The sequence below is a fragment of the Streptomyces sp. NPDC048185 genome (genome assembly GCF_043202495.1).
Classification (GTDB): Bacteria; Actinomycetota; Actinomycetes; order Streptomycetales; family Streptomycetaceae; genus Streptomyces.
Window position 1 is genome coordinate 245,738 of record NZ_JBIDAN010000002.1, and the last position, 13,890, is coordinate 259,627.

13 protein-coding genes and 1 pseudogene are annotated in these 13,890 nt (G+C 74.1%); 5 read left to right on the top strand and 9 right to left on the bottom strand.

The window, feature by feature from the left end:
- Nucleotides 1-74: 74 nt before the first annotated feature.
- Nucleotides 75-2,168, bottom strand: coding sequence for an MMPL family transporter (locus ACGF3H_RS07075; RefSeq protein ID WP_362492927.1), 2,094 nt, complete (start codon nucleotides 2,166-2,168; stop codon nucleotides 75-77).
- Nucleotides 2,169-2,359: 191 nt separating this feature from the next.
- Nucleotides 2,360-2,869 carry a MarR family transcriptional regulator gene (locus ACGF3H_RS07080; RefSeq protein ID WP_362492831.1) on the bottom strand — a complete coding sequence of 170 codons (510 nt, stop codon included), beginning with the start codon at nucleotides 2,867-2,869 and terminating at the stop codon, nucleotides 2,360-2,362.
- Between the two features lie 103 nt (nucleotides 2,870-2,972).
- Between ACGF3H_RS07080 and ACGF3H_RS07085 the strand changes: the two genes are divergently transcribed.
- Nucleotides 2,973-4,529: an SDR family oxidoreductase gene (locus tag ACGF3H_RS07085; protein ID WP_362492828.1), complete on the top strand. Its 1,557-nt coding sequence runs from the start codon at nucleotides 2,973-2,975 to the stop codon at nucleotides 4,527-4,529.
- A 61-nt stretch (nucleotides 4,530-4,590) separates the two neighbouring features.
- Nucleotides 4,591-5,967 (top strand): deoxyribodipyrimidine photo-lyase, encoded by a 1,377-nt coding sequence (locus tag ACGF3H_RS07090; protein WP_362492825.1) that lies wholly within the window; start codon nucleotides 4,591-4,593, stop codon nucleotides 5,965-5,967.
- 15 nt (nucleotides 5,968-5,982) lie between these two features.
- On the opposite strand, the gene ACGF3H_RS07095 is transcribed toward ACGF3H_RS07090, so the two are convergent.
- The 6 genes and pseudogenes from ACGF3H_RS07095 to ACGF3H_RS07120 form a co-directional block, all read right to left on the bottom strand.
- Nucleotides 5,983-6,438 carry a hypothetical protein gene (locus ACGF3H_RS07095; RefSeq protein WP_362492822.1) on the bottom strand — a complete coding sequence of 152 codons (456 nt, stop codon included), beginning with the start codon at nucleotides 6,436-6,438 and terminating at the stop codon, nucleotides 5,983-5,985.
- Nucleotides 6,439-6,470: 32 nt separating this feature from the next.
- Nucleotides 6,471-6,803: a DUF3140 domain-containing protein gene (locus tag ACGF3H_RS07100; RefSeq protein ID WP_362492820.1), complete on the bottom strand. Its 333-nt coding sequence runs from the start codon at nucleotides 6,801-6,803 to the stop codon at nucleotides 6,471-6,473.
- 6 nt (nucleotides 6,804-6,809) lie between these two features.
- On the bottom strand, nucleotides 6,810-7,037 hold the full coding sequence (locus tag ACGF3H_RS07105; protein ID WP_362492818.1) for a DUF2945 domain-containing protein: 228 nt from the start codon (nucleotides 7,035-7,037) through the stop codon (nucleotides 6,810-6,812).
- A 33-nt stretch (nucleotides 7,038-7,070) separates the two neighbouring features.
- On the bottom strand, nucleotides 7,071-8,348 hold the full coding sequence (locus ACGF3H_RS07110; protein ID WP_362492815.1) for an NAD(P)/FAD-dependent oxidoreductase: 1,278 nt from the start codon (nucleotides 8,346-8,348) through the stop codon (nucleotides 7,071-7,073).
- A gap of 92 nt (nucleotides 8,349-8,440) precedes the next feature.
- Nucleotides 8,441-10,831: an excinuclease ABC subunit UvrA gene (locus ACGF3H_RS07115; RefSeq protein ID WP_362492813.1), complete on the bottom strand. Its 2,391-nt coding sequence runs from the start codon at nucleotides 10,829-10,831 to the stop codon at nucleotides 8,441-8,443.
- A gap of 109 nt (nucleotides 10,832-10,940) precedes the next feature.
- Nucleotides 10,941-11,351, bottom strand: a pseudogene (locus ACGF3H_RS07120) (VOC family protein).
- Nucleotides 11,352-11,500: 149 nt separating this feature from the next.
- Between ACGF3H_RS07120 and ACGF3H_RS07125 the strand changes: the two are divergent.
- The 3 genes from ACGF3H_RS07125 to ACGF3H_RS07135 all read left to right on the top strand — a co-directional run bounded on the left by ACGF3H_RS07125 (nucleotide 11,501) and on the right by ACGF3H_RS07135 (nucleotide 12,773).
- Nucleotides 11,501-11,929: a helix-turn-helix transcriptional regulator gene (locus tag ACGF3H_RS07125; protein ID WP_362492812.1), complete on the top strand. Its 429-nt coding sequence runs from the start codon at nucleotides 11,501-11,503 to the stop codon at nucleotides 11,927-11,929.
- A 10-nt stretch (nucleotides 11,930-11,939) separates the two neighbouring features.
- Nucleotides 11,940-12,356, top strand: a complete 417-nt coding sequence (locus ACGF3H_RS07130) for a VOC family protein (protein ID WP_362492810.1) — start codon at nucleotides 11,940-11,942, stop codon at nucleotides 12,354-12,356.
- A 186-nt stretch (nucleotides 12,357-12,542) separates the two neighbouring features.
- Nucleotides 12,543-12,773: a DUF5133 domain-containing protein gene (locus ACGF3H_RS07135; protein ID WP_362492807.1), complete on the top strand. Its 231-nt coding sequence runs from the start codon at nucleotides 12,543-12,545 to the stop codon at nucleotides 12,771-12,773.
- 112 nt (nucleotides 12,774-12,885) lie between these two features.
- Here the strand turns inward: ACGF3H_RS07135 and ACGF3H_RS07140 are convergent, their stop codons facing one another.
- Entirely contained in the window at nucleotides 12,886-13,878 is a 993-nt protein-coding gene (locus ACGF3H_RS07140) for a zinc-binding dehydrogenase (RefSeq protein ID WP_362492924.1), read from the bottom strand.
- Nucleotides 13,879-13,890: the final 12 nt, after the last annotated feature.

The window sequence follows — 13,890 nt, forward strand, 5'->3', positions numbered from 1 at the left end:
GCCTCCGGGCAGCCGGCTTCCCACACGGACGGGTCCGGGCCGACGCGGCCCGGACCCGTGCGAGCGTCCTCGGGTCACCCCTCCGCGTCGGCGGAGGCACCGCGGGCGGGGCGGCCCGGCCACCACGCGGCGGCGCCGAGGTCGCGGGCGAGGGCCGGGACGAGCAGGGAACGCACCACCAGCGTGTCCAGCAGGACGCCGAAGGCGACGATGAAGGCGATCTGCACCAGGAAGGCCAGCGGGATCACGCCGAGCGCTGCGAAGGTGGCGGCGAGCACGACACCGGCCGAGGTGATCACGCCGCCCGTGGCGGTCAGGCCGCGCAGGATGCCCTGACGCACCCCGTGGTGCAGCGTCTCCTGCCGCACCCGGGACATGAGGAAGATGTTGTAGTCCACCCCGAGGGCGACCAGGAACACGAACCCGTACAGCGGGACGGAGGCGTCCGTGCCGCTGAAGCCGAACACATGGCGGAAGACCAGGGCGGAGACGCCCAGGGTGGCCAGGAAGTTCAGCGCCACGGTCGCCACCAGCAGCACCGGTAGCAGCAGGGAGCGCAGCAGGCCGATCAGGATGACCAGGATGATGGCGAGCACCACGGGCACGATGAGCGTCCGGTCGTGCTCGGCGGTGCGCTGGGTGTCGTACTGCTGGGCGGTGTAGCCGCCGACGAGGGCGTCCGCGCCGGGCACGGCGTGCACCGCGGTCCGCAGGCGTGCCACCGTCTCCTTGGCCGCGTCGCTGTCCGCCGGTGCCCGCAGGGTCGCGTCGATCCGCACCCGTCCGTCGACCACCTTCGGGGCTCCGCCGCCGGGCCGGCCCGACGCGGTGACCGCGGCGGCGGAGGCGACGCCGCGCGTGTCCCTGGCCGCCGCGAGGACCGGGGCGGCCCGGTCCGCGTCGGCGATGATCACGGCGGGGTTGCCGGAGCCGCCCGGGAAGTGCCGGGCCAGGGTCTCCTGGGCGGCGACCGACGGGGCGTCGTTGACGAAGATCTCGTCCAGCGGCACGCCCTTCGAGTCGAGGGTCGGCCAGAAGGCGGCGCAGGCGAGCAGTCCGGCGAGGCACACCGCCCAGATGCGGCGCGGAGCCCGGTCCACCAGCCCCGCGACGCGGTGCCACAGGCGGTGTCCGGCCTCCGGGTCGTCGGCCCGGACGGGCCGCGCGGGCCAGTAGGCGGCGCGGCCGAGCAGGACCAGGACGGCGGGCAGGAAGGTGAGGGTGCTCAGGACGGCGCAGACGATGCCGATGGCGCCGACGGGCCCGAGCGCGCGGTTGTTCGTCAGGTCGCTGAGCAGCAGGGCCAGCAGGCCCAGCGCGACGGTCGCCGCGCTGGCGACGACGGCGCCCCACGAGGCGCGCAGTGCGGCGCGTGCGGCGGCGAAGCGGTCCGGGTGCCGGGACAGTTCCTCGCGGAAGCGGGCGGTGAGCAGGAGCGCGTAGTCGGTCGCGGCGCCGATGACGAGGATGGAGAGGATGCCCTGGACCTGCCCGTCGACGCGTACGACGTCACGGTCGGCGAGCGCGTAGACGATCGCGCAGGCCAGCCCCAGGGCGAAGACGGCGCCGAGGATGATGACGAGGGGCAGCAGGACGCTGCGGTAGACGAGCAGCAGGATGACGAGCACCGTGATCAGGGCGACGCCGAGGAGAAGCCCGTCGATGCCCGAGAAGGCGTCGGAGAGGTCGGCCTGGGAGGCCGCCGGGCCGGCCAGTTGCGCCCGGGTGCCCGGGACCTGCTCCGCGGCCCCGCGGATGTGCCCGAGGACGTCCGGCAGGCGTTCGCCGAGACCGGGTTCGACCTGGACGACGGCCTGCAGGGCCTCGCCGTCGTCCGAGGGCAGCGCGGGCGTCGCGGGGCCGACGGTCCCGGGCGCGCCGTCGAGGCCCGCGACCGAACGGGTGGCCTCCGCGCGGTGCGCGGTGACGTCACCGCCGCCCTCCGCGGTCCACACGACGATCACGGGCAGCGTCTCGTCCTGCTGGAACGCCTTCCGGGCGTCGATGACCCGGGTGGACTCGGCGGTGCGGGGCAGGAAGGCGGCCTGGTCGTTGGTGGCGACCTCGCCCAGTTTCCCGGCGTACGGGCCGAGCGTCCCGCCGACGCCGAGCCAGACCAGGAGGAGGACGACGGGAACGAGCCACCGGGCTCGTGAGGTGCGGGGCATCGGTCTGCGGGTCTCCAGGTCTTCCGTGGTGCGCGGAATGTCGGCCGTGCGGGACGCCGGCAAGGTGACTCGATCATAAACAATCTCAATGATCGAGTTACATCACCGCTGCCGTACCGGTGCACCGACTGGTGCCCGCGACGCGCCGTTCGATGCAGAAGGCCCGCCGCAGCGCGGACCGGGCGCCCGGGTCAGCGGCCGTCGGCGGTGCGTACGAGCCGCAGCTCGTCGTTCATGGCCGCCACGAACCGCACCACGACCGCGAGTTCCTCCGCGTCGAAACGGTCCCGGGTCGCGGCCGCGGCCTGGGCCAGCGGCCGGAAGTACGTCCGGGCCGACTCACGGGCGCCGGGCACGTAGTGCAGATGGACGACCCGGCGGTCGGCGCTCTCCCTGACCCGGCGCACGTGCCCGGCGCGTTCCAGGCGGTCCACGCACGCGGTGACCGCGCCCGAGGTCAGGCCCAGGTGTTCGCGCAGCCGGCCCGGCGTCATCGGCTCCTCGGCGTCCAGGATCGCCGCGAGCGCCTGGACGTCGGTGGCGTGCAGCCCGTGGGCGGCGGCGAAGCCGTGCACGAGACGGTTGATCTCACCGTTCATCCGCCGCAGTCCGGCGGCGAGGACGTGCAGGTCGCCCGCCTCGGCCCCGGCCGTGCTCTCCCGCTCGTGCGCGCGCCGTCCGCGCTGGTTCGCTGTCGCCACGCGATCAGCGTATAGAAGGGTCACATCCGCCCACGGCGCGCCCATGACGGTCCGTTCGGGGAAGGGGTCAGCACGACGGATGTCCCAGGAGAGACGGAATCCCATGAGCGAGGGAAACGAAGGACAGGGCGGCACGGACGGTGACGGAGCGGCGCGGAGCCGCTGCCTGGTCACGGGCGCCACGGGGTACATCGGCGGCCGGCTCGTGCCGGAACTCCTCGCCGCCGGTCACGCGGTGCGGTGTCTGGCCCGTTCCCCGGGCAGACTGCGCGACCACCCCTGGGCGGGGGACGTGGAGGTGGCGCGGGGCGACGTCCTCGACGCGGACTCGGTGGGCCGGGCGCTGGAGGGCGTCGACGTCGCCTACTACCTGGTGCACGCGCTGGGCACCGGCCGGGACTTCGAGGCGACCGACCGGCGGGCGGCCCGCACCTTCGCCGAGCGGGCGAGGGCGGCGGGGGTGCGCCGCATCGTCTACCTCGGCGGCCTCACCCCGCCGGGTGTGCCGGAGGGGGAGCTGTCGCCGCACCTGCGGTCGCGGGCGGAAGTGGGCCGGATCCTCCTGGCCTCCGGTGTGCCCACCACCGTCCTGCGGGCCGCCGTCATCATCGGCTCGGGCTCGGCCTCCTTCGAGATGCTGCGCTACCTCACGGAGCGGCTGCCGGTGATGGTGACGCCCAGCTGGGTCCACACCCGCATCCAGCCGGTCGCCGTCCGGGACGTGCTGCGTGCCCTCGTCGGCAGCGCGCGCATGCCGGACGACGTCAGCCGCGCCTTCGACCTCGGCGGCCCCGACGTCCTCACCTACCGGGACATGATGCTGCGCTACGCCGAGGTGGCCGAGCTGCCGCGGCGGCTGATCCTGCCCGTGCCGATGCTCACGCCGGGCCTGTCCAGTCACTGGGTCGGCCTGGTCACCCCGGTGCCCGCGTCGATCGCGCGCCCGCTCACCGAGTCACTGCGCCACGAGGTCGTGTGCCGGGACGACGACATCGAGCGGTACGTGCCGGCGCCGCCCGGGTACCCCCTCGGATTCGACGACGCGCTCCGGCTGGCGCTGGCCCGGGTACGGGAGGCCCGCGTCACCACCCGCTGGTCGTCCGCGTCCCTCCCCGGTGCGCCCAGCGACCCGCTGCCCACCGACCCCGACTGGGCCGGCGGCAGCCTCTACACGGACGACCGCGCGCTGGGCGTCGACGCCCAGCGCGACGCGCTGTGGCGGGTGATCGAGGGCATCGGCGGCGACAACGGCTGGTACTCCTTCCCGCTCGCCTGGGCGGTGCGGGGGTGGCTGGACCGGCTGGTCGGCGGGGTCGGCCTGCGCCGCGGGCGGCGGGACGCCGCCCGGTTGCGGACGGGCGACTCGCTGGACTTCTGGCGGGTGGAGGAGATCGTCCCCGGCCGGCTGCTGCGGCTGCGCGCCGAGATGCGGCTGCCGGGCCTCGCCTGGCTGGAGATGTACGCCGAGACCGACGGGGCCGGCCGGACGCGGTACCGCCAGCGGGCCCTGTTCCATCCGCACGGGCTGGCCGGCCACGCCTACTGGTGGAGCGTGTGGCCCTTCCACGCCCTGGTCTTCGGCGGCATGGCCCGCAACATCGCCCGGGCCGCCGCCCGCGCGTCACGGCCCGGACCGTCCCGCCGGACGCCGGCCGTCTGAGCCCCTCTCACCGGGGCTCCCCGGGACACCCTCGGACCCCACCCCCCCGCGAAGGAGCACCATGGCCGTTCGGGTCGTCCTGTTCACCGCCGACCTGCGTCTGCACGACCACCCGCCGCTGCGCGCCGCCCTCGACGGGGGCGGTGACGTGGTGCCGCTGTTCGTGCGGGACAGGGCCGTCGACGCCGCCGGGTTCGCGGTGCCCAACCGGCTGGCCTATCTCGCCGACTGCCTGGCGGACCTGGACCGGCGGTTGCGTGAGCGGGGCGGGCGGCTGGTCGTGCGCCACGGCGACGTGGTCGAGGAGGTGTGCGCGGTGGTCCGGGAGACGGGCGCCGACGAGGTGCACATCGCGGCCGACGTGAGCGCCTACGCCCACCGCCGCGAGGAGCGGCTGCGCGACGCCCTCCCGGCCGAGGGGTGCCGCCTCCACGTCCACGACGGCGTGACCACCGTCCTGGCCCCCGGTTCCGTCACCCCCGCCGCCTCCGACCACTTCGCCGTCTTCACGCCGTACCTGCGGCGCTGGTCCGAACAGCGCCTGCGGGAGCCCCTCGCGGCCCCGCGCCGCATCCGCGTCCCGGACGACGTCGTGTCGCGGCCGCTGCCGTCGCGCCCGGATGCCGCGGCGCTGTCGCCCGGGCTGCCCGCGGGCGGGGAGGGCGAGGCACGCAAGCGGCTGACGGCCTGGCTGCGCGGCCCCGTCGCCGGTTACGCCGACCACCAGGACGACCTGGCCGGCGACGCCACCTCCCGCCTCTCCCCCGACCTGCACTTCGGCACGCTCTCCCCGGTGGAGGTCGTCCACCGCGCGCGCCGCGCCGGCGGCCCCGGTGCCGAGGCGTTCGTACGGCAGCTGGCCTGGCGCGACTTCCACCGGCAGGTCCTGGCCGCCCGCCCGCGGGCCGCCGTCCAGGACTACCGCACCCGTGACGACCACTGGCGCACCGGCCCCGAAGCGCGCCGGGACGTGGAGGCGTGGAAGGCGGGGCGCACCGGATATCCGCTCGTCGACGCGGCCATGCGTCAGCTGCGCCACGAGGGCTGGATGCACAACCGCGGCCGTCTGCTGACCGCTTCCTTCCTGGCCAAGACGCTCTACGTGGACTGGCGCGTGGGCGCCCGGCACTTCCTGGACCTGCTCGTGGACGGCGACGTGGCCAACAACCAGCTCAACTGGCAGTGGATGGCGGGCACCGGTACCGACACCCGCCCCCACCGCGTGCTCAGTCCCGTCGCCCAGGCCAGGCGGTTCGACCCCGAGGGGGCGTACGTGCGCCGCTGGGTGCCCGAGCTGGCCGGGATCGACGGGGCGGCCGTGCACGAGCCCTGGAAGCTGCGCGGTCCCGAGCGCGCCGCCTGCGGCACGTACCCCGACCCCGTCGTGGACCTGGCCGAGGGCCTGGCCCGTTTCCGGCGGGCCCGCGGCCGTGACTGAGCAAGTGCCCCGGCGTCAGGCGAAGGGGGCGTTCGGCGAGCGGGTGCCGGGGCTGTCGGGGCGGGCCGTGTGGTCGGCGTGGTTCCGGGTGCGGCGGGCTTCCTTCATCTCCGCCTCGTACAGATGGTCCCGGCCCTCGGCGAGCTGCCCCACGACCTGGTGCTCCAGGTCCTTGAACGCCCGGTAGTACGTCTGGTCGTACGCCTCCACGATCTGGAAGGTCCAGTGGCCGGGGATGACGTTGCGCCCGAGGATCTCCGTCTCGACGCGCTGCGCCCACTCCGGGTGGCCGGCCTCGCGCAGCAGCTCCACGGCGCGGTCGAGTTCCAGGTCGGCGGTGCCGGTGAGCTGGTGGAAGGAGTACAGGTGCCCGCGGGCGCGCTCGATCGTCTCCAGCGCCTTGGACAGGGAACCGAGGGCCTGCACCGTCTTGTCGCCGACGCCCTCGGGACGCCGGTGCATGTCTGTCATGGCGTGTGCCTCCGGTGTGGTGTCACGGCACGTCAGGCCAGCGGGTCGTGTCCCCAGTTCATCAGCGAGTGCCGCCAGCGGGTGTCGCTCACGTCGCCAGAGGGACGCTGCGCCAGGTGCCGGCGCACGTAACCGGCGACCTTGCGCATGTGTGCGTAGTCGTCGTCCGAGAGGTCGCCCTTCTTGGCACGCAGGATCTCCACGATGCGGCGGCCGGAGGCGTGCCCGGTGGACTCTCCCCCGTCCTTGTGCTGCCCGGCGTCGCGGGAGGCGTCCGTGGCGAGCCACTTCTCCAGCTCGGCCGGGGTCATGTTCACCAGCTCCCGGAAGTCGTCCCAGGTCTCTTTCCGCTCCCCGTCGTCCACGTCCGCTCACTTCTTCCTGAGCGCGGACGGCTTGTGCACCGCGGACTTGCCGGACTTGTCGCTGCGGACCTCGTACTGCGGGTCGTCGGGCGAGGCGGCGACGGTGCGGCCGGCCGCCTCGGTCCGTTCGGTGATCTCCTTCTCGACCGTGCCCTCGGTCTCGCTGCCGTGACTGCTCCAGGCGACCTTGTCGCCCTTCTTCGGCTTCTTGTTCCCGCCACGGTTCTTGGCCATGTCGCTGGTTCCTCTCCTGTCGCTGTCTTCCGTTCACCTGGGTGAGCTGTGCGGGGCGCGCGGGCCGGCCCGCAGGTCCTCGAGGACCTCCCGGGCGGCTCGGCTGCCGGAGGCGAGGGCCCCCTGGACCGACCCGGTGGCCCGGTGGTCCCCGCAGACGTAGCGGCCCGGGGCGACGCGTGTGCGGCGGGACAGCGGCCACGGGGGACGCATCGCCGGAAGCGCGTTCTCGACCGTGTACGTGGCGAGGTGCTGCCAGTCGGCGGTGTCCGCCCCGTACAGGTCCGCCGCCCGCCGGCGGACGGCGGCCTCCCCGCCCGGCGGGCCGCCGTCCAGCACGGACGTGGACACCAGTGAGGTGCCCCGCGGCGCGTAGGTGCCGCTGACCTCGGAGAGCACGCACGTGTTGAGGACCGTGAGACTGCTGTCGACCACGAGGGTCGGTTCGGGCAGCGGTGACGTCCCGGCCGCGTGGTAGTACGTGGTGACGGTCCTGCCGGGCGGTACGGGCGTGCCCGGCAGGAGCCGGCTCGCCGTGACGGCGTCGGTGGCCACCACCACCGCCTGCGCGGGGCGTTCGGTGCCGTCCTGCAGCAGGATCCCGGCGCCGGTGAGGGAGCGGACGGGCGAGTCCGTCCGGACGGTGCCCTCGGGCAGGCGCGCGGCGAGCAGGCGCGGCACGCTGCCGATCCCGCCGGCCGGGAGGCAGAGCGTGCCCCGGGCCATGCTGCGCCACACGAGGTGGAAGAAGCGGGCGGACGTCTCCAGGTCCGGCTCCAGGAACACCCCCGCCAGGAAGGGCCGCAGTACGTGGTCCACCGCCTCCCGGGACAGTCCGCTGCGGGCCAGTGCCGCCTCGGTCGTCCGGTCCCGGCCGCGTCTGAGCAGGGCTGCGGGGGCCAGCGCGTCACGGGCGGTGAGACCGGCCAGCGCCGCAAGGTCCCGGGCCGCCAGGGCTCGGCCCGGCAGGAGGGAGCCGGCCTCGCGGGGGCGCCTCGTGGGGTCGGTGAGCCGGAGGGTGCCGGACGGCGTGTGGGCCAGCACCCCGGGGGTGAACGGCCTCAGTCGCAGTTCGCGCAGCGGCAGCAGCCGGCGGACCTGGGGGTAGGCGGTGTTGAAGACCTGGAAGCCCCGGTCCAGGAGGAAGCCGTCGCGGCGGTCGGTGCGGACGCGGCCGCCGACCGCGTCCGATGCCTCGTGCAGCTCGACGTCCACACCGGCGCGACCGAGGTCGAACGCGCAGGCCAGACCCGCGAGCCCGCCACCGGCGACGATGACGCGCGGTACCCGGCGGTGCCGGCCGTTGCCCATGTGCGCTCCTCACGCTCCCCGACCAGCGTGGACCGTGCACCGCCGCGCCACCACTCGGGGAGCCCGGCCGGAAGGGCGTCCGGGCTCCCCGGTCAGGCCCCGACGTAGGCCGCGAGGTGCTCGCCGGTGAGGGTGGAGCGGGCGGCGACGAGGTCGGCGGGAGTGCCCTCGAACACGATCCGGCCTCCGTCGTGGCCGGCCCCCGGGCCGAGGTCGATGATCCAGTCCGCGTGGGCCATGACCGCCTGGTGGTGCTCGACGACGACGACGGACTTGCCGGAGTCGACGAGCCGGTCCAGCAGGCCGAGCAGCTGCTCGACGTCGGCGAGGTGGAGGCCGGTGGTCGGTTCGTCGAGTACGTAGACGCCGCCCTTGTCGGCCATGTGGGTGGCCAGTTTGAGCCGCTGCCGCTCGCCGCCGGACAGCGTGGTCAGCGGCTGGCCGAGCGTGAGGTAGCCGAGACCGACGTCGGCGAGCCGCTCGAGGATCCGGTGGGCGGCGGGCGTGCGTGCCTCCCCGGCGCCGAAGAACTCCTCCGCGTCGGTGACCTGCATGGCCAGCACCTCGCTGATGTCCCGGCCGCCGAGGCGGTACTCCAGCACCGACGCCTGGAACCGCTTGCCCTCGCAGTCCTCGCAGGGGGTGGCCACGCCGGCCATCATCGCCAGGTCGGTATAGACGACGCCGGCGCCGTTGCAGGTGGGGCAGGCGCCCTCGGAGTTGGCGCTGAACAGGGCGGGCTTGACGCCGTTGGCCTTCGCGAACGCCTTGCGGACGGGGTCCAGCAGTCCGGTGTAGGTCGCCGGGTTGCTCCGCCGCGAGCCCTTGATGGGGCTCTGGTCGACCGAGACGACGTCCGCCCCGGCGGGGACCGATCCGTGGATCAGGGAGCTCTTGCCGGAGCCCGCCACGCCGGTGACCACGCAGAGCACGCCGAGCGGGATGTCGACGTCGACGCCCCGCAGGTTGTGCGTGGTGGCGCCGCGGATCTCCAGCTTGCCGGCCGGCTCGCGCACGCTCTCCTTGAGGCCGGCCCGGTCGTCGAGGTGGCGGCCGGTGATCGTGTCGCTGGCGCGCAGACCCTCGACGGTGCCTTCGAAACAGACGGTGCCGCCCGCCGTGCCCGCGCCGGGGCCGAGGTCGACGACGTGGTCGGCGATGGCGATGGTCTCCGGCTTGTGCTCCACGACGAGGACCGTGTTGCCCTTGTCCCGCAGCCGCAGCAGCAGGTCGTTCATCCGCTGGATGTCGTGGGGGTGCAGGCCGATCGTGGGCTCGTCGAAGACGTAGGTGACGTCGGTGAGCGAGGAACCCAGGTGGCGGATCATCTTGACGCGCTGTGCCTCGCCGCCGGACAGGGTGCCGGCCGGCCGGTCGAGGGAGAGGTAGCCCAGCCCGATCTCCACGAACGAGTCGAGGGTGTGCCGCAGGGCGGTGAGCAGGGGTGCCACCGACGGCTCGTCGAGGGAACGGACCCACTCGGCCAGGTCGCGGATCTCCATCGCGCAGGCGTCGGCGATGCTCACCTTCCCGATCCGCGAGTTCCGGGCGCCCTCGCTGAGCCGGGTGCCGTCGCACTCGGGGCAGGTGGTGAAGGTGACGGCCCGCTCCACGAAGGCCCGGATGTGCGGCTGCATGGCCTCCTTGTCCTTGGACAGGAACGTCTTCTGGATCTTGGGGATCAGGCCCTCGTAGGTGAGGTTGACGCCGTTGACCTTCACCTTGACCGGCTCGCCGTGGAGGAAGGCCCGCAGCTCCTTCTCGGTGTAGTCGCGGATCGGCTTGTCCGGGTCGACGAAGCCGGACTGGGCGTAGACCTGGACGGTCCACTGGCTGTCCGACTTCCAGCCGGGGATGGTGAACGCGCCCTCGCTCAGCGACTTGGAGTCGTCGTAGAGCTGGGTGAGGTCGATGTCGGTGACCGTGCCCCGGCCCTCGCACCGGGTGCACATGCCGCCGGTGCGCTCGTAGGTGGCCCTCACGGCCTTCTTGTTGCCGCGTTCGACGGTGATCGCGCCGCTCGCCCGGACCGAGGCGGTGTTGAAGGAGTACGCGCTGGGCGGGCCGATGTGCGGCTCGCCGAGGCGGCTGAAGAGGATGCGCAGCATCGCGTTGGCGTCCGTGGCGGTGCCGACGGTGGACCGGGGGTCGCCGCCCATGCGCTGCTGGTCGACGCTGATCGCGGTCGTCAGGCCGCCGAGGACGTCGACCTCGGGCCGGGCGAGCGTCGGCATGAAGCCCTGGACGAAGGCGCTGTAGGTCTCGTTGATCAGCCGTTGCGACTCGGCGGCGATCGTGTCGAACACCAGCGAGCTCTTGCCCGATCCGGAGACCCCGGTGAACACCGTGAGACGGCGCTTCGGGATCTCGATGCTGACGTCCTTGAGGTTGTTCTCCCGCGCGCCGTGCACGCGGATCAGGTCGTGGCCGTCGGCGGCGTGCGGCACAGCTGGTCGGGTGTCGGGCCGCGTGGCCTCGCTCATCGTGTCTCCCTCTGTCGGGCGGGGCCGGCTGCGCGGCCTCCGCCGGCATCCCCTGGCTCGGTCTGCGAGCAGTATGTCCGGTCGCCCCGCACCGGCGGTGCCGAACGGCTCAGCGACGTTCGTCGACACGGACCAGGTTCCCGGCGGGGTCGCGGACGGCGCAGTCGCGCAGGCCGTACGGCTGCTCGGCCGGCTCCTGGACGATCTCGGCGCCCCCGGCGCGCAGTCGCGCGAAGGTGGCGTCGAGATCGTCGGTGGCCAGGGTGATGCGGGCGTAGGTGCCCTTCGCCATCATCTCGGTGATGGTGCGGCGCTCGTCGTCGGTGATGCCGGGGGCGGTGGCGGGCGGTTATAGGACGAGGGACGTCCCGGAGCCGCCGGCGGGGCCGACCGTGATCCAGCGCCGGGTGCCCTCGCCGACGTCGTTGCGGACCTCGAGGCCCAGGGTGTCGCGGTAGAAGGCCAGGGAGGCCTCCGGGTCGGTGTGCGGGAGGAAGGTCCAGTGAAGGGTGATGTCCATGTCGGCCACGCTAGGCGGGACACCTGCCCGGGTGCTTCTCCGTTCCTGACCGGTCGTCCGGCGGGGCCGGGGCGCTCCGCCGGCCCGGCCCGTGCGGCGGCCCGCTGCCGCACGGGCCGGGCCCGCCGGGGGTGTGGGAGACTGCCCGCATGGGACGGCCGACACTCGACGACCTGGTCCGGCTGCGGCGGGCCCGCGACCGGATGGACCGCGACTACGCCGAACCGCTGGACGTCCCCGCCCTCGCGCGCGACGCCCTGATGTCGCCGGGGCACTTCTCCCGCCGCTTCCGCGCCGCGTTCGGCGAGACGCCGTACAGCTACCTGATGACCCGTCGCATCGAGCGTGCCAAGGCGCTGCTGCGGCGCGGCGACCTGACGGTGACCGAGGTCTGCTTCGAGGTCGGCTGTACGTCGCTGGGGTCGTTCAGCTCGCGTTTCACGGAGCTGGTGGGCGAGAGCCCGAGCGCCTACCGGGACCGGGACCACGCCCCCGGCGCCGCGGTCCCCGCCTGCATGGCCAAGATCCACACCCGGCCGGTCAGGAAGAGAGAAGCGGGCCCCGCCGCACGGCCGTAGCGTGGGCGGTATGGACATCAAGCTCTCCCAGTGCTTCATCGCCGTCGACGACCACGACCGGGCGATCGCCTTCTACCGTGACGTGCTCGGTCTCGAGGTGCGCAACGACGTCGGCTTCGAGGGGATGCGCTGGGTGACCGTCGGGTCGCCCACGCAGCCGGACGTCAACATCGTCCTGGAACCGCCCGCCGCCGACCCCAGTGTCTCGGCGGCGGACAAGCAGGCCATGGCCGAGCTGATGGCCAAGGGCCTGCTGCGCGGCGTCATCTTCGCGACGGACGACTGCGACGCCACCTTCGAGCGCATCAGCGCCGCGGGCGGCGAGGTACTGCAGGAGCCGATGGACCAGCCCTACGGCGTCCGCGACTGTGCGTTCCGCGACCCCACCGGCAACCTGCTGCGTTTCACCCAGCCCCTCGGGAGATGAGACCGGCGGGGATGCTTCCGGCGTGACGGTTTGAGCGCGGTGGCACGGGGCATTCGGCGTGCCAGGTGCTTGGGATCACAGGCCCGTCGCGGCTGCGGCCGTCGGTTCGCCCTCCGAAGCGCCTTCCGGAGCCCTTCCGCGACTGTTCGACCAGCCCGCCCGACCCTCGCGCAAGGGAGAAGTCCGATGCTCATGGCCCACCCCGCCGTTCTGACCGACCTGCTGAAGCAGTACGCGTCCCTGCAGGCCCTGCACGCCGAGAACGGCACGCCCGAGGCCCGTCAGCGGCTCGAGGACGTCTCCTACACCCTGTGCGTCGCCACCGGGACCCGGGACATCGAGTCCGCCCTCGTGGCCGCCCGCCACCAGTTGCCGGGTGCGCGCCCGACGGACGACTCCGTCGTCGCGTCCGCGTAGCGGGCCGCAGGCCGGGCCGGTTCGACCGGCGTCCGGCGGCGGCCAGGGGCGGGCGGCACCGTGGTGCCGCCCGCCCCGCCTGTGCCTCGGTGCGCTCCGCGCCCGGCGGGGCTCAGGCGCTCTCCCGGCCGTCCGGTACGAGGACCAGACGGCCGTTCACCGTGCCGGCCTCCAGCCTCCGGTGCGCCTGCGCCGTCATCGACAGCGGCAGGCGGTCGGCGATGCGCGGGCGCCACGGGGTGTCGCGCAGGACGCCCACGACACCCTCGGCGGCCTCGGCGAGGTCGGCGGTCGTGGCGTTGCTGATGGCGAAACCGACGATGCTCGCGTCCTTGGTGTACAGGCGGCCCAGCGGCAGCGCCGAGGAACCGCCGCCCAGTCCGACCATGGCGACCAGGCGCCCGCCGTGCGCCAGCAGGTCGACGGAGTCGGCCAGTTCGCCGTGCCCGGAGGTGTCGAGGTGCAGGCCGTACCCGGAGGGCGCGGCCCGGCGCAGTTGTTCGCCGAGGTCGGGTGCCCGGTAGTCGAGTACCTCGGCGGCGCCCAGGGCGCGGACCGCCGCGGCGTCCTCGGCGCGCGCCGTCGCGATCACCCGGGCGCCGGCCCGGGCGGCCAGCGCGACGGCGGCGCCGCCCACGTTGCCGGCCCCGCCGCCGACGTACACGGTCTCCCCCGGCCTGAGGCGTCCGTGCCGGAACAGCGCGAGCCAGGCCGACGCCGCCGGGTGGGCGGCCGCGACGAGATCCTCCGCGGCGATGCCGGGCGGCGCCGCGTAGAGGCGTTCGGCGGCGACCGTCGCGTACTCGGCGCAGGCCCCCTGCCGCCCCGCGTGTCCCAGGCTGTTGCACCACACCCGCTGTCCGGGCGTGAAGCCCACCGCGCCGGTCCCGGCGCGGGCGACCTCGCCGACGAGGTCGCGCCCGACGACGAAGGGGAACGGGGTCGGGGTGGCGTACGCCCCGGACCGTACGAACGTGTCCACGGGGTCGACGGCCACGGCATCGACGCGCACCAGTACGTCCGTGGGTCCGACGGGCGGTACGGGGAGCGTCCCGTACCGGATGGCGTCGGCCGGGCCTACGGCGTCGATGCAGGCGGCCCGCATCATGTCGGGGAC

Excerpts from the sequence above, each read along its gene's own strand:
- ACGF3H_RS07075 (WP_362492927.1), bottom strand. The coding sequence starts at position 2,168 with ATGCCCCGCACCTCACGAGCCCGGTGGCTCGTTCCCGTCGTCCTCCTC.
- ACGF3H_RS07085 (WP_362492828.1), top strand. The coding sequence starts at position 2,973 with ATGAGCGAGGGAAACGAAGGACAGGGCGGCACGGACGGTGACGGAGCG.
- ACGF3H_RS07090 (WP_362492825.1), top strand. The coding sequence starts at position 4,591 with ATGGCCGTTCGGGTCGTCCTGTTCACCGCCGACCTGCGTCTGCACGAC.
- ACGF3H_RS07095 (WP_362492822.1), bottom strand. The coding sequence starts at position 6,438 with ATGACAGACATGCACCGGCGTCCCGAGGGCGTCGGCGACAAGACGGTG.
- ACGF3H_RS07105 (WP_362492818.1), bottom strand. The coding sequence starts at position 7,037 with ATGGCCAAGAACCGTGGCGGGAACAAGAAGCCGAAGAAGGGCGACAAG.
- ACGF3H_RS07110 (WP_362492815.1), bottom strand. The coding sequence starts at position 8,348 with ATGGGCAACGGCCGGCACCGCCGGGTACCGCGCGTCATCGTCGCCGGT.
- ACGF3H_RS07115 (WP_362492813.1), bottom strand. The coding sequence starts at position 10,831 with ATGAGCGAGGCCACGCGGCCCGACACCCGACCAGCTGTGCCGCACGCC.
- ACGF3H_RS07125 (WP_362492812.1), top strand. The coding sequence starts at position 11,501 with ATGGGACGGCCGACACTCGACGACCTGGTCCGGCTGCGGCGGGCCCGC.
- ACGF3H_RS07130 (WP_362492810.1), top strand. The coding sequence starts at position 11,940 with ATGGACATCAAGCTCTCCCAGTGCTTCATCGCCGTCGACGACCACGAC.
- ACGF3H_RS07135 (WP_362492807.1), top strand. The coding sequence starts at position 12,543 with ATGCTCATGGCCCACCCCGCCGTTCTGACCGACCTGCTGAAGCAGTAC.
- ACGF3H_RS07140 (WP_362492924.1), bottom strand. The coding sequence starts at position 13,878 with ATGCGGGCCGCCTGCATCGACGCCGTAGGCCCGGCCGACGCCATCCGG.